Origin of the sequence: Aminobacter niigataensis (assembly GCF_014200015.1) — a bacterium.
Taxonomy (GTDB): Bacteria; Pseudomonadota; Alphaproteobacteria; order Rhizobiales; family Rhizobiaceae; genus Aminobacter; species Aminobacter niigataensis.
Genome location: NZ_JACHOT010000004.1, coordinates 1 through 14,100, shown reverse-complemented (window position 1 = coordinate 14,100; position 14,100 = coordinate 1). Strand labels below are relative to the sequence as shown.

11 protein-coding genes are annotated in these 14,100 nt (G+C 64.8%); 8 read left to right on the top strand and 3 right to left on the bottom strand.

Annotation, left to right across the window (positions count from 1 at the left end; genetic code table 11):
- Positions 1 to 239: 239 nt before the first annotated feature.
- Genes GGQ99_RS15260 through GGQ99_RS15235 form a run of 6 tightly spaced genes read left to right on the top strand, consistent with a single transcriptional unit; the run spans position 240 to position 6,672 of the window.
- Positions 240 to 1,817: an ABC transporter substrate-binding protein gene (locus tag GGQ99_RS15260; RefSeq protein WP_183263195.1), complete on the top strand. Its 1,578-nt coding sequence runs from the start codon at positions 240 to 242 to the stop codon at positions 1,815 to 1,817.
- Positions 1,818 to 1,829: 12 nt separating this feature from the next.
- Complete coding sequence (locus GGQ99_RS15255; protein ID WP_183263194.1) at positions 1,830 to 2,873, top strand: ABC transporter permease; 1,044 nt, start codon at positions 1,830 to 1,832, stop codon at positions 2,871 to 2,873.
- Positions 2,870 to 3,724, top strand: a complete 855-nt coding sequence (locus GGQ99_RS15250) for an ABC transporter permease (protein WP_108605908.1) — start codon at positions 2,870 to 2,872, stop codon at positions 3,722 to 3,724. The genes GGQ99_RS15255 and GGQ99_RS15250 overlap by 4 nt, the downstream gene beginning before the upstream one ends.
- Before the next feature lies 1 nt (position 3,725).
- The gene (locus GGQ99_RS15245; protein ID WP_246389608.1) at positions 3,726 to 4,742 is read left to right on the top strand and encodes an ABC transporter ATP-binding protein; all 1,017 of its coding nucleotides are present in this window, start codon (positions 3,726 to 3,728) and stop codon (positions 4,740 to 4,742) included.
- 2 nt (positions 4,743 to 4,744) lie between these two features.
- Positions 4,745 to 5,563 (top strand): ATP-binding cassette domain-containing protein, encoded by an 819-nt coding sequence (locus GGQ99_RS15240; protein WP_108605907.1) that lies wholly within the window; start codon positions 4,745 to 4,747, stop codon positions 5,561 to 5,563.
- A 20-nt stretch (positions 5,564 to 5,583) separates the two neighbouring features.
- Entirely contained in the window at positions 5,584 to 6,672 is a 1,089-nt protein-coding gene (locus GGQ99_RS15235) for a sugar phosphate isomerase/epimerase family protein (RefSeq protein WP_183263193.1), read from the top strand.
- A gap of 161 nt (positions 6,673 to 6,833) precedes the next feature.
- Here GGQ99_RS15235 and tdh read toward each other — a convergent pair whose 3' ends face one another.
- Complete coding sequence (gene tdh, locus GGQ99_RS15230; protein ID WP_108605905.1) at positions 6,834 to 7,856, bottom strand: L-threonine 3-dehydrogenase; 1,023 nt, start codon at positions 7,854 to 7,856, stop codon at positions 6,834 to 6,836.
- Positions 7,857 to 7,873: 17 nt separating this feature from the next.
- A complete protein-coding gene (locus GGQ99_RS15225; protein ID WP_183263192.1) occupies positions 7,874 to 9,076 on the bottom strand; it encodes a glycine C-acetyltransferase in 1,203 nt (400 codons plus the stop codon).
- Between the two features lie 152 nt (positions 9,077 to 9,228).
- On the opposite strand from GGQ99_RS15225, the gene GGQ99_RS15220 reads away from it, so the two are divergent.
- Both GGQ99_RS15220 and GGQ99_RS15215 read left to right on the top strand, forming a co-directional pair.
- Positions 9,229 to 9,810 carry a helix-turn-helix domain-containing protein gene (locus GGQ99_RS15220; protein ID WP_108605903.1) on the top strand — a complete coding sequence of 194 codons (582 nt, stop codon included), beginning with the start codon at positions 9,229 to 9,231 and terminating at the stop codon, positions 9,808 to 9,810.
- Between the two features lie 121 nt (positions 9,811 to 9,931).
- Positions 9,932 to 13,804, top strand: a complete 3,873-nt coding sequence (locus GGQ99_RS15215; RefSeq protein ID WP_183263191.1) for a hydantoinase B/oxoprolinase family protein — start codon at positions 9,932 to 9,934, stop codon at positions 13,802 to 13,804.
- 38 nt (positions 13,805 to 13,842) lie between these two features.
- Here GGQ99_RS15215 and GGQ99_RS26015 read toward each other — a convergent pair.
- The coding region (locus tag GGQ99_RS26015) for a hypothetical protein (protein WP_210307907.1) at positions 13,843 to 14,100 on the bottom strand (258 nt) is incomplete at its 5' end.

Genomic DNA, 14,100 nt, shown 5'->3' with positions numbered 1-14,100 from the left:
GTGCCGCCGACGAGTCAGGTTCGACATCGAAGAATTTTTGCCATTTGGCCATGCCGCCGGATGCGGTGATGGTCTAGACCATTGATTTAGAAGTGTTTTACAGCAGAGCATTCATCTCTGCCTGATTTGCATCCGTTGCCCAAAATTTGTGTATCCACTGGGGAAAAAATCGGATACAAAAAGACAGGGAGCGCCTTTGCGAAAAGGCAGAGTCAATTCAGCATATGGGAGCGACAATCATGCATGCGTTTTTCCAGGCCTTTTCGGCGCTGTCGCAAAGCCGGCGGCAGTTTCTGGCGACCGTTGGCGGCGCCGCACTCGCGATTTCGGTAGGCCTTGGCGGTTCTACGGCGTTGGCCGCGGATCGCGAGCACACGATCATCGTTGGCCTCGGAGGCCAGATCAACACGCTGGATCCGTTGCGCGCTGACTATAACCAGACGAACACCATCATCAGTGCTGTCTACGATACGCTGGTGACGTACGACGACACCAAGCTGGTCGGCAGCCTGGCCACCGAATACGCTTATTCGGATGACGCCAAGTCGATCACCTTCACGCTGCGTCCCGACGTGAAGTTTCACGACGGCACGGCGCTGACCGCCAAGGATGTCGCCTACACGCTCGATCGCCTGAAGCGCCTCGGCGCCGGCGTCGCCTCGCTGATCGACGGCTACGATTCGACCATGGTCACCGACGACACCCATCTCACGATCAATCTCACCAAGCCCAACACGCTGTTCCTGCCGTCGCTGAGCAAGATCTACATCCTCAATTCCGCGCTGGTCACCGCCAATGCGGCCGCCGACGACGGCCAGGGCTGGCTCCAGGCGCATGATGCCGGCTCCGGTCCTTACGTGCTGGGCGACCAGTCGCAGGCCGTGGTCATCGACCTGTTTGCGGGATATTGGGCCGCCGAGGCCGGCCGACCCGAATCGATCGTCTTCCGCCGCATCGACGAAAGCTCGACGCGCCGCGACGAGCTGCGCGCCGGCAACATCGACGTCGCCTTCGGCTTTGCCGACCGCGATGCGGCCGCCATGGCCACCGATCCGGCGCTGAAGGTGGTGCCGATCAACACCAGCTACCAGACCGAAGTCGTCTTCAACACCAAGGTCGGCCCGACCGCCGATCCCAAGGTGCGCAAGGCGCTGCGCATGGTCTATGACTATGCAGGCGGCCTGCGTGGCGTCCGCGGTGGCAACGGCAAGGTGGCCAATGGCCCGCTGCCTGCGCGCCTCGACTGCCGTCCGGAACTGCCCGAGGTGAGACGCGACCTCGAAGCTGCCAAGGCGATGCTTGCCGAGGCGGGTGCTGCCAACCTGAAGCTCAAGATGAACTTCCAGCCGGTGTTCGAGCTGCAGAAGCAGGAAGCGACGCTGTTCCAGTCCAACCTGCGCGAGATCGGCATCGACCTCGAACTGGAGCCGATTGCCTATCCGAACTACCTCGCCAGCCTGAAGGACCCGAACTCGATCCCGCAGATGATGCTGCTCGAGGACTTCGCCCAGTTCCCGGATGCCGGCATCATGCTGGTCAAGGGCTACAAGTCGGATGCCGTCGGCACCAATCGTACCGGCTACGCCAATCCGGAAGTCGACAAGCTGCTTGACACAGCACTCGCCACGGCCGACGACGCCAAGCGCTGCGACCTCTACAAGCAGGTCCAGACCATCCTCGACAATGACTCCGTGATGGTCGACATGTATGGTGTCTACAAGCCGGCCGCCTATCGCGTCGGCACGCTTGCCGACCTCAAGGCCAGCATGCTCGCCACGCCCGCCGAGCCGGCGGACTTCCGGCTCGCCAAGCCATAAGCGAGGTCTGAGATGCTCGCGTTCCGCGCCTATTCCTGGTTTTTGTCCCGACGCCTGGGCCTTGCATTGCTGACCCTTTGGGGGCTGGCTTCGCTGGTCTTCCTGATGATCAAGCTCATGCCCGGCGACGAGGCCCAGATGGCCGCCGGCGCGGACGCTTCCGCCGCACAGATCGAGGCGGTGCGTGAAAGGCTGGGGCTCGATGCCCCGGTCATCATGCAGTATTTCAGCTTCCTGGGTCGCCTCCTGCGCGGCGACCTGGGCACTTCCATCGTCACGCTCCAGCCCGTTTTGGCCGATTTGGAGAAGGTGCTGCCAAGCACGCTGGAACTCGTCTTCATCGCCATGCTGCTCAATCTGGCCGTGGCTATCCCGGCCGGCATCGTTGCCGCCTACCGCCAGGGCGGCGTCTTTGACGCGACCAGTCGCATCACGGCTGTCATGCTCGGCGGCATGCCCGCCTTCTGGCTGGCGCTGGTTCTGCAATATGTGCTGGGCAGCGTCTGGCGCGTGGTGCCGATCTCGGGCCAGCAGAGCTACGGCATGGCGTCGCCGATCGTCACTGGCGCACCGACGCTCGACGCGCTGATGGCGCTCAATTTCGGGGCCTTCTTCGACGCCCTGCACCACATCATCCTGCCGGCAGCCGTGCTGGCGGCGCTCTTTGCCACGCAGATCTTCCGCACCTTGCGTGCGTCGCTGCTTGGCGTCCTGCGCTCCGACTTCATCATGGCGGTGCGCGCCAAGGGTGCCACGGCCCGCCACATGCTGGTGCGCCACGCTCTGCCCAACAGCCTCAACCCGGTGTTGACGCTCTCGGGCACGCAGGCCGGCGCGATGATCGGCTCGGCGGTGCTGGTCGAGACCGTCTTCGCCCGCCAGGGCATAGGCGCCTACATGTTCAATGCCGTTGCCCAGAAGGACGCATTCGCTGTGCTGGGCTCGGTGATGTTCATCGGCACTGTCGTCTGCCTCGTCAATCTCGTCGTCGACATCCTCCAGCTTCTGGTCGACCCGCGCATCCGCGCCGCACAACTGGGGAGCCAAGGCCAATGACCGCCCCTGCCATCGCCCAGCCGGCAGCCCGCCGCAAGGAAGGCTTCTCGGCCTTCGAGATTTTCGTCTTCTCGCTTGTCGTCGCGTTGCTCGCCATTGCCATCTTCGGGCCGCTCCTGGCGCCTGACAGCATCTACAGTTCCGACATCGCCAATTCGCTGATGCCGCCGAGTGCCGCGAACTGGTTCGGCACCGACGACCAGGGCCGCGACGTGTTCTGGCGCTTGATCGTCGGCGCCCAGACGACACTGCTCTCGGCCTTCCTGGTGGTGACGCTCTATTCCCTGATCGGCGTTACCCTCGCCACCGTCGCCGCCGCCGGCCCGCGCTGGCTCGACGAGGCGCTGATGCGCGTTACCGACATTGGCCTCGCGCTACCTGGCATGATCGTGGCGCTCGGTTTTGCTGCCGCCATGGGTGCCAGCCTGCGTTCGGCGGTCATCGCCATGGCCATCACCGGCTGGCCGATCACCGCCCGCATGCTGCGCGGCATCATGCGCCAGACGATGGAGCAGCCCTTCGTCGCCGGCGCCCAGGTGCTGGGCGTGTCGAAATGGCGGCTGATGACCAAGCACGTGCTGCCCAATTCGCTCGACGTGCTGATCGTCAAATGGGCCGGCGACATCGGCACCACGGTGCTGGTGCTGGCCAGCCTGTCCTTCATCGGCGTCGGCGCCCAGCCGCCGAGCGCCGAATGGGGCGCCACCATCGCCAGCGCACGCGGCTATGTCTCGACCGCCTGGTGGACCGTCGTCGCTCCGGGTGCAGCGGTTGCCATCACCTCGATCGCCTTCGGCCTTCTGGGCGACATCATCCAGGTCCGCCGCGATCCGTCCTTGAGGGGCAACTGAGATGAAGACAGTACATCCCTTGCCGGACGCAGCTTCCGTGGTTCCGGTTCGCCAGCCGCTCATCAGCGTCGACAAGCTCACCGTCGACATGCCGCTCGGCCGCAGCGGGTCGAGCGTCCGCATCGTCGACGGCGTCGATTTCACCATCGGCGTCGGCGAGCGCGTCGCGCTTGTCGGCGAGTCCGGTTCGGGCAAGTCGCTGACGGCGCGCGCCCTGATGCGGCTCGACCGCCTCGCCAAGCTGTCCGGCCGGGTCGATTTCGATGGCACCGACTTGCTCAAGCTTTCCGACCGCGACATGGGCAAGTTGCGCGGCAGCTCCATCGCCATGGTCTTCCAGGACCCGATGAGTTTCCTCGACCCGCTGATGACCATTGGCGACCAGGTTGCCGAGACGCTGCGCATCCGCGGCATCGGCAAGGCCGAGGCGCGCAAGCGGGCACTCGCCGTGCTCGACGAGCTTGGCGTCGACCGCGCCGCCGAACGGCTCGATGCCTATCCGCATGAATTCTCCGGCGGCATGCGCCAGCGCGTCGTGCTCGCCATGGCGCTGGTGGGCGAGCCGCGCCTGCTGATCGCCGACGAGCCGACGACCGCGCTCGACGTGCGCGTCCAGGACCAGGTCCTCGACCTGCTTGACGACGTCTCGACCCGGCGCGGCCTGGCGGTGCTGTTCATCACCCACGATCTCGGCGTCGTCGCCGGCTTCGCCGAGCGCGTCATGGTCATGTATTCGGGCCGCATCGTCGAAGACGGCGAGGTCGCCAGCGTCTTCGCCAAGCCGAGCCATCCCTACACGCAAGGGCTGATCAAGGCGGTGCCGCGCATCGACCAGGATCTCAACACGCTTTACGCCATCCCCGGCGCGCCGCCGCCGCCGCTGGCCCGGCCGAGCGGCTGCCCGTTCCACCCGCGCTGCGACCAGCGTTTCGACCGCTGCGGCGTTGATTTGCCCGCGCTGCAGCCGGTCGGCATGTCGCGTGTTGCCTGCCACCTGCTCGACGGGAAGGGTGCCTGATCATGCTCATGTCCATCGACAGCATCAGCAAGTCGTACAACGCCTTCCCGAACCCGCCGGCCAAGGTGCTGCACGATGTGACGCTTAACGTTGACACCGGCGAGGCCATCGGCCTGGTCGGCGAATCCGGCTCCGGCAAGTCGACCATCGCCAAGTGCATGCTGGCGCTGATCAAGCCGGAAGAGGGCGCGATCACCTATGACGGCATCGACGTGATCCACGCCAGGGGCGAGGATCTCAGGCGCTTCCGCCGCGAAGTGCAGATGGTGTTCCAGGATCCTTACGGCAGTCTCAACCCGCGCATGACGGTGGAGGAGCTGATCGGCGAGGGCCTCTTGATCCACAAGCTCGAACCGACGGCAGCGGCACGGCGTGCCCGCGTCGCCGAGATGATGGAGATGGTCGGCCTCAATCCCAACGACATGGACCGCTACACGCGTTCCTTCTCCGGCGGCCAGCGCCAGCGCATCGCCATCGCCCGGGCGCTTGTCATCCGCCCGCGCATCCTTGTCTGCGATGAACCGGTGGCGGCGCTCGACGTCTCGGTGCAGGCGCAGGTCATCAACCTGCTGCAGGACATGCAGAAGAAGCTCAACCTCGCCATCGTCTTTGTGGCGCACGACCTCGCCGTCGTCCGCCACCTCTGCGAAAAGATCGTCGTGCTGCACAAGGGCAAGGTGGTCGAGCAGGGCACGCGCGAGCAGATCTTCGACAACCCGCAGATGCCCTACACCCAGTCGCTGCTCGCAGCCGTGCCGGTGCCCGATCCCGTTGTCGGCCGCGCCCGCCGTGCGGCGCGCCGCCTCGAAACCGCAAACTGACATTACTAAGGAGACTGCCGATGCGTATCGGTGTCGATGGCCGCAAGATCCCCGAAGCCGCCAAGCGCGGCCCCGTGGCCAGCTTCGACCATGCCAAGGAATTGGGCATGGAGGGCCTGTTCTTCCGCACCGTGCTCGACATGAGCCCGACGCTCGATGCCGGCTATCTCGGTGAGATCAAGCAGCGCGCCAATGAGCTCGGCATGTATCTCGAAACCGGTCTCGGCAAGGTCAACCCTTTCGCCACGCCCGAGGCGCCAGAACTCAGGCTGATCGGCGACGGCGACATCGTGCTCGGCTTCCGCCGCATGATGGAGGCCTGTGCCGCCATCGACTGCCGCGAGCTGTGGGTGGCGACCGCCAACTACAAGCCGGCTTTCACCGGCCGCTTTGCCTATGACCGTTTCCGCACCGACGTCACCTGGCGCGAGCAGCTCGACGCCACGGCGCGCTTCCTCAAGAAGCTTGCGCCGATCGCCCGCGACCTCGGCATCCACATGAACCTGGAGACGCACGAGGAGATCACGTCCTTCGAACTCGTGCGGCTGGTCGAGGAAGTCGGGCCGGATACCACAGGCATCGTCTTCGACACGGCGAATGTGCTGCAGCGCGCCGAGCATCCGGTGTGGGCAGCGAAGCGGGTCGCGCCTTACGTGCGCCAGACCCACATCAAGGACGCGCTGATCGCCTATGATGGCGAAGTGCTCGACTTCCAGATGCGTCCCTGTGGCGGCGGCGTGGTCGATTTCCGTGCCGTCATGCCGATCCTGGCCGAGGCCAACCCGCATCTCAACCTGTCGATCGAGAACTACGAATCCTTCTCTGACCGGCCGCGCAATCCACCCAAGATGATCATCGAGATCGCCGATCCGAAATGGCTCGAAGGCCATCCCGACCTGAGCGTCGAGGAATATGCCGACTACATGAAGATGGTGCAGGATTATGCCGCCCGCATCGCCAGCGGCGAGGTCATGGACCGCGAGAGCTTCGCTGCCTGGGCAGTGAAGAACTACCACTATGCCGAGACGGTCGACTACATCAAGGACAGCGCCGCCCATGTCCGTGGAATCTGCGAGGAACTCGGCCTGCCGCTGAGCAAGGCCGCGTAGGCCTGTCCATCGGCTGCGAACGGCAAACCCGCGGAAGGCAGCTTCCGCGGGTTTTTTGTTTCTGCCACGCATCAGATCCCCCTCACCTTTTGAAGGCCGGAGATCTCATGAAAAAGGCCGCGCAGTCGCGCGGCCTCTTGTTCAAACGTGGCGGCAAAAGCTTACCACTCGAGCACGATCTTGCCGGCCTCGCCGTTGGCGGCGTTGTGGAACGCGGCCTGGTAGTCGTCGGCCTTCATCCGGCTGGTGATGACCTTGCGGATGTCGAGGCCGCTCTCCAGCATCGCCAGCATCTTGTGCCAGGTCTCGAACATCTCGCGGCCGTAGATGCCCTTGAGCGTGATCATCTTGAACACGATCTTGGCGAGGTCGATGGGGAAGGGCTTGGCCGGCACGCCGAGCAGGGCGATGCGGCCGCCCATCAGCGTGTGCTCGATCAACTGGTCGAAGGCGGCAGGCGAGCCGCTCATCTCGAAGCCGACGTCGAAGCCTTCGCGCATGCCGAGGCGGCCCATGGCGTCGCGCAGTTCTTCCTGGGCGACGTTGACGGGGGTGACGTCGGCCACCTGGGTGGCGAGTTCGAGGCGCTTCGGGTTGACGTCGGTGATGACGACATGGCGCGCGCCGCAGTGGCGGGCGACTGCTGCACCCATGATGCCGATGGGCCCAGCACCGGTGATCAGCACGTCCTCTCCGGCGACGTCGAAGGAAAGTGCCGTGTGCACCGCATTGCCGAGCGGGTCGAGGATGGCGCCCAGCTCGTCGTCGATCGAATCGGGCAGCGGCACCACGTTGAAGGCGGGGATGCGGACATATTCGGCGAAGGCGCCCGGCAGGTTGACGCCGATCCCTTGCGTCTCCGGATCGAGATGATAGCGGCCGGCACGGCTGGCGCGGCTGCGCATGCCGATGACATGGCCTTCGCCCGAAACGCGCTGTCCGACCTTGAAGCCGCGCACATGCGAACCGAGTTCGACGATCTCTCCGGCATATTCATGGCCGGTGACCATCGGCACCGGCACGGTCCTGGCCGCCCATTCGTCCCACTTGTAGATGTGGATGTCGGTGCCGCAGATGCCGGTCTTGTTGACCTTGATCAGCACGTCGTCGGGGCCGACTTCCGGCACGGGCCGGTCTTCCATCCAGATGCCGGGTTCAGCCTTGGCCTTGACCAGTGCGCGCATGGGAAAACTCCTGAAAATCAGATGATGCCGAGCGACTTGCCGGCGTCGGCAAATGCGTCGATGGCGAAGGTGATGTCCTGGTCGTCGAGGGCGGCCGACATCTGGGTGCGGATGCGTGCCTTGCCCTGCGGCACCACGGGATAGAAGAAGCCGGCGACATAGACGCCGCGCTCGTCGAGCGCCTTGGCCATTCGCTGCGCCAGCACCGCATCGCCCAGCATGACCGGAATGATCGGCGTCTCGCCCGGAAGCAGCGTGAAACCGGCCTGGGTCAGGCCTTCCCGGAAGCGCGTCGTGTGGCGGCCGAGTTTTGTGCGGAGGTCGTCTGCGGCACGGGCGATCTCAATTGCCTTCAACGAGCCTGCGGCCACTGCTGGCGCGAGGCTGTTGGAGAAGAGATAAGGGCGCGCGCGCTGACGCAACAGGTCGATGATAGGCTGCGACGCTGCAATGAAGCCGCCCATCGCGCCGCCCAGCGTCTTGCCCAGCGTGCCGGTGACGATGTCGACGCGGCTGCCGACCCCGGTCAGATCAGGCGTACCGCGGCCCTCGTCGCCGATATGGCCGGTGGCATGGCAATCGTCGACCGCGACGATGGCGCCGTAGCGCTCGGCAAGGTCGCAGATCTGCTTCAGCTTGGCGATGTGCCCGTCCATCGAGAACACGCCGTCGGTGACGACCAGCTTGAAGCGCGCGCCGTCGGCAGCGGCCTGCTTGAGCTGGGTTTCCAGGTCGTCCATGTCGCCCTGGGCGTAGCGGAAGCGCTTGGCCTTGGAGAGCCGCACGCCGTCGATGATCGAAGCGTGGTTGAGGCTGTCGGAGATGATGGCGTCCTCGGCGCCGAGCAGCGGTTCGAACAGTGCGCCATTGGCGTCGAAGCAGGCGGCAAACAGGATCGCGTCGTCCTTGCCGAGATAGTCGGCGATGGCATGCTCCAGTTCGCGGTGCAGGGTCTGGGTGCCGCAGATGAAGCGGACCGAGGCCATGCCGAAGCCGAACTCGTCGAGGGCCGCGGCAGCCGCCTTGCGGATATCGGCATTGTCGGCAAGGCCGAGATAGTTGTTGGCGCACAGATTGACCATCTGGCGCTCGCCCGACGCGCCCTTCACCTTGATGCGCCCCGACTGCGGGCCGGTGATTTCGCGCTCGCGCTTGTAGAGGCCGTCGGCCTCGATGCCCTTGAGAACGCTCGATATGTGGGAAAGGAAATCTTGGCTCATCGGTCTCGCCATCCGTTAAGATAGAAATTCCGATATAATGGATATCGTGTTAAGTCTAGCGGAATCCAATTGGGCCAGCATACCAGACGCAAATGCCTCGCAGGACGCAAGGCACGGTGCTATCAGTGTGCCAGCTTTGGGGGAGGCCGCATATGGAAGTGAACAACGCGCCGAAGATCGGTCCGGTGCTCCAGAAGGAACGCAAGGAGCGCCATCTGACGCTTGACCGGCTGGCGGCGCTTTCAGGCGTGTCGCGCTCGATGCTGTCGCAGATCGAGCGCGGCGAGGCCAATCCGACCTTCGCGGTTCTGTGGTCGCTGACCCAGGCGCTCGGCATCGATTTTTCCCAGCTCATCGCGGGCGGCATCACGCACCAGCGCAAGGCCGAGGCCATCGAACTGGTGACGCTGGCGCTGACGCCGGAGATCAAGAGCCCAGACGGCGCCTGGCGGCTGCGCATCCTGAGTTCGCCCGCGCTCGCCGGTCGCGTCGAATGGTACGAGGTCGAGATCGCGCCCGGCTCCAAGCTGCAGAGCGCCCCGCACGCGCCGGGCACCTTCGAGCATCTCACGGCCTACACCGATGGCTTGCTGGTCGAGACCGAACTTGGCCGGCAGGAACTCCTGACCGGCGAGACCGCCCGCTATCGCGCCGACATCGGCCACGAGATCACCAATGGCGGCACCGAGACGGCCAGAGCGCTGATGGTCGTGCTCTACGACCAGGAGGCCTGACCCGCAACGCCACAGCGTGGGACAGGCTTTCTACTCTTGACGGCACGGCAGCCCTGCCGCTTCCTCCCCGCAAGCGGTATCGTGTTCGGGCGATACCGCGACAGCGAATGGGGAGAGCGTCATGTCGGGCAAGTGGGATTTCTGGGTCGACCGTGGCGGCACCTTCACCGACGTCATCGGCCGCGACCCCCAGGGCAATCTCCATCCGCGCAAGCTGCTGTCGGAAAATCCCGAGGCCTATCGCGATGCCGCGATCCAGGGTGTCCGCGACCTGCTTGGACTGGCACCGGGCGCCGCAATCCCGGTGGGTGCCATAGGCGACATCCGCATGGGCACGACGGTCGCCACCAATGCGCTGCTCGAACGCAAGGGCGACCGAGTCCTACTTCTTATTACAAAGGGCTTCCGCGACGCGCTGCGCATCGCCTACCAGGCCAGGCCCGACATCTTCGCCAAGGAGATCATCCTGCCCGAGCAGCTCTATGAGCGCGTCGTCGAGGTCGACGAGCGGGTGCGGGTGGATGGCTGCGTCGAGCGGCTTCTGGATATCGCCGAGATCAAGCCGATCCTGATGCAGGCCAAGGCCGATGGCATCGACGCAGTTGCGATCGTCTTCATGCATGCGTGGAAGTATCCAGAGCACGAGCGCGCCGTTGCTGCCGTCTGCCGCAAATGCGGTTTCACCCAGGTCTCCGTCAGCCACGAGGTCTCGCCGCTGGTCAAGCTCGTCGGCCGCGGCGATACGACGGTGGTCGACGCGTACCTGTCGCCGATCCTGTCGCGTTATGTCAGCCAGGTGGCGGGGGAACTGGGCGCTTTACCCTCCCCCTTGTGGGGAGGGTCGGACGGCGAAGCCGTACGGGGTGGGGGTGAAGCCAGATCCACCCCCACCCCGGCACTGCGTGCCGACCCTCCCCACAAGGGGGAGGGTGAAAACCCCCGCCTCATGTTCATGATGTCTTCCGGCGGACTCACCGCCGCCGACCTGTTCCAGGGCAAGGACGCGCTTTTGTCCGGTCCCGCCGGCGGCGTCGTCGGCATGGTCGAGACGGCAAAACTCGCCGGCTTCGACAAGGTCATCGGCTTCGACATGGGCGGCACCTCGACTGATGTCGCCCATTATGATGGCGAGTACGAACGCAGCTTCGACACCGAGGTCGCCGGCGTCCGCGTCCGTGCGCCGATGATGCGCATCCACACGGTTGCCGCCGGTGGCGGCTCGGTGCTGCATTTCGAGGCCGGCCGCTTCCGTTGCGGGCCCGATTCCGCCGGCGCCAATCCCGGTCCCGCCTGCTACCGCCGCGGCGGCCCGCTCGCCGTCACCGACGCCAATGTCATGCTCGGCAAGCTGCAGCCCGCTTTCTTCCCGGCGATCTTCGGCACCGGCCAGGACAAGCCGCTCGATGCCGGCGTGGTGCACGAAAAATTCGAAGCCCTTGCACGGGAGATCGGCGATGGCCGCAGCCCGGAAGCCGTGGCCGAGGGCTTCGTCACCATCGCCGTCGAGAACATGGCCAACGCCATCAAGAAGATCTCGGTCCAGCGCGGCTACGATGTGACGGAATATCTGCTCAACTGCTTCGGCGGCGCCGGCGGCCAGCATGCCTGCCTGGTCGCCGATGCGCTGGGCATCGAGGCGGTGCTGATCCACCCCTTTTCCGGCCTGCTGTCTGCCTATGGCATCGGCCTGTCCTCGGTCTTCGCCTCGCGCCAGCAGGCGCTGCTCATGCCGCTGGGCGAGGAATCGCGGGCTGACATCGAGGCCCTGATAAACGACCTCCGCGCCGAGGTGCTGGCCGAACTCGCCGGCCAGGCCATCGCCGAACAGGATGTCGCCGTACGGCCTGTCCTGCATGTCCGCTACGACGGCACCGACACCGCCCTGCCGGTGGGCTTCGAACATGGTTCGATCGCGGACGCAAAGGCCGCCTTCGAGGCCGCCCACAAGGCACAGTTCGGCTTTATATATAAAGACAAGCCCATCGTCGTCGAAGCCGTGGCGCTGGAAGGCCGCGACGGCAGCGCCCGCGGGCTCTCCGAACGCGAGGCGGAGCTTGACGACAAGCAGGCCGCCGCTTCAGAGGTGAGAAGGATCTTTACCGAGGGCGGCTGGCACGATGCCGGCGTCTTCCGCCGCGCCGACATGAGCCCTGGATATAAGGTGTCAGGACCCGCTCTTATTATAGAGAGCCACCAGACCATCGTCGTCGAGCCGGGCTGGCTGGCCGAGATCACCGCGCGCAACCACGTGCTGATGCGGCGCACGAAGAAGAAGCTGCGCCGCGCCGCCATCGGCACCGCTGCCGATCCGGTCATGCTCGAGGTCTTCAACAACCTGTTCATGTCGATCGCCGAGCAGATGGGGGTGACGCTGCAGAACACCGCCTATTCGGTCAACATCAAGGAGCGGCTCGATTTCTCCTGCGCCGTCTTCGACCGCACCGGTGCGCTGGTTGCCAATGCCCCGCACATGCCGGTGCATCTCGGCTCGATGGACCGCTCGGTCGAGACCATCATCCGCCTCAACGAAGGCGACATCCATCCCGGCGACGTCTTTGCGCTGAACGCTCCTTATAATGGCGGCACGCATCTGCCCGACATCACTGTCGTCACGCCGGTGTTCGAGGACCTTTCCCTCCCCCTTGAGGGGAGGGTGGCCGCGCAGCGGCCGGGTGGGGTCGTCTCCGAGAGCGGAGGCGCAGATGGTGTCTCGAGCTCTGCCGAACTGACCCCCTCCGGCGGCTCCGCCGCCACCTCCCTCTCGAGGGGGGAGGGTAAGCCCCGCATCCTGTTTTGGGTCGCCGCGCGCGGCCACCATGCCGATATCGGCGGCACCGCGCCTGGCTCGATGACGCCTCTGGCGACGACGGTCGACGAGGAAGGCGTGCTGTTCGACAATTTCCGCCTCGTCGAGCGTGGAAGATTTCGCGAAAAGGAACTGCACCAACTCCTGACCGACCATCCCTACCCGGCCCGCAACCCGCACCAGAACATCGCCGACCTCAAGGCCCAGATCGCCGCCAACGAGAAGGGCGTGGCGGAATTGAAGAAGATGGTCGCCCATTTCGGGCTCGATGTGGTCGAGGCCTATATGGGTCACGTCCAGGACAACGCCGCCGAAAGCGTGCGGCGCGTGCTCGAACGTTTGCCGGACAGCTCCCAATATGAATACCCCACCGACACCGGCCAGGTGATCAAGGTGAAGATCTCGGTCGACCGCGCCAAGCGCAAGGCAACGGTCGACTTCACAGGCACCTCGCCGGTGATGAAGAACAACTTCAACGCGCCCGAGCCCGTCGCCCGCGCGGCCGTGCTTTATGCCTTCCGGGTCATGGTCGAGGACAATATCCCGATGAATGCCGGCTGCCTCAGGCCGATCGACATCGTCATACCTGACGGCTCGATGCTGAAGCCGTCCTATCCGGCAGCTGTCGTCGCCGGCAATGTCGAAACCTCGCAACACGTCACCAACGCCATCTTCGGCGCTATGGGGGCGCTTGCCAACGCCCAAGGCACGATGAACAACCTGACCTTCGGCAACGCCACCTACCAATATTATGAGACGATCTGCTCCGGTTCGCCCGCCGGCCGCATGAATGACAACAGCGGTTTTGCCGGCACGTCCGGCGTGCATACCCACATGACCAATTCGCGCCTCACCGATCCGGAGATCCTCGAACTGCGCTTCCCGGTCCTGCTCGAGGATTTCCACATCCGCGAAGGTTCGGGCGGCAAGGGCAGGTGGAACGCCGGCGACGGCACGCGCCGCACCATCCGCTTTCTCGAGAAGATGGAGTGCTCGATCCTGTCGTCGCATCGTTCGCGCCCGCCTCTTGGACTGGACGGTGGCGGCGAGGGCCAGAAGGGCTCGACCAAGGTGCGTCGCACCGACGGTTCGGTCGACGTCTTGAAAGCCTGCGACCAGACCGTGCTCCAGGCCGGCGAGGCGGTGATCGTCACCACGCCGACGCCGGGCGGATTCGGCTCGATCTGACCGAGCTCAGGGATTCGGCCGCGTGAATCGCCGCTGAATCATCTTTCTGGCCGCCGGGACGGGAATTTTCGCGCCCGGCTAAGCTTTTTTCGAGCTCGGGAATCGGGATTCGCACAGCCGTTTCCCGCCTTGCGATGGGTCAAGTGTTTGTTTTCGCGTCCAGATTGCGGTTGACCTGACGCCTTGAGGCCGGTGCGAGGAGAATTCTTGGTGAGGTTACGCAGGGTCTTGTTGGTGTTTGGGAGTTTGTCGCAAAAAATTCGCAAAAGTTGGAAAAAGGTCGTTGACAGTTTGAA

Excerpts from the sequence above, each read along its gene's own strand:
- GGQ99_RS15250 (WP_108605908.1), top strand. The coding sequence starts at position 2,870 with ATGACCGCCCCTGCCATCGCCCAGCCGGCAGCCCGCCGCAAGGAAGGC.
- GGQ99_RS15225 (WP_183263192.1), bottom strand. The coding sequence starts at position 9,076 with ATGAGCCAAGATTTCCTTTCCCACATATCGAGCGTTCTCAAGGGCATC.
- tdh (WP_108605905.1), bottom strand. The coding sequence starts at position 7,856 with ATGCGCGCACTGGTCAAGGCCAAGGCTGAACCCGGCATCTGGATGGAA.
- GGQ99_RS15240 (WP_108605907.1), top strand. The coding sequence starts at position 4,745 with ATGCTCATGTCCATCGACAGCATCAGCAAGTCGTACAACGCCTTCCCG.
- GGQ99_RS15260 (WP_183263195.1), top strand. The coding sequence starts at position 240 with ATGCATGCGTTTTTCCAGGCCTTTTCGGCGCTGTCGCAAAGCCGGCGG.
- GGQ99_RS15235 (WP_183263193.1), top strand. The coding sequence starts at position 5,584 with ATGCGTATCGGTGTCGATGGCCGCAAGATCCCCGAAGCCGCCAAGCGC.
- GGQ99_RS15245 (WP_246389608.1), top strand. The coding sequence starts at position 3,726 with ATGAAGACAGTACATCCCTTGCCGGACGCAGCTTCCGTGGTTCCGGTT.
- GGQ99_RS15220 (WP_108605903.1), top strand. The coding sequence starts at position 9,229 with ATGGAAGTGAACAACGCGCCGAAGATCGGTCCGGTGCTCCAGAAGGAA.
- GGQ99_RS15255 (WP_183263194.1), top strand. The coding sequence starts at position 1,830 with ATGCTCGCGTTCCGCGCCTATTCCTGGTTTTTGTCCCGACGCCTGGGC.
- GGQ99_RS15215 (WP_183263191.1), top strand. The coding sequence starts at position 9,932 with ATGTCGGGCAAGTGGGATTTCTGGGTCGACCGTGGCGGCACCTTCACC.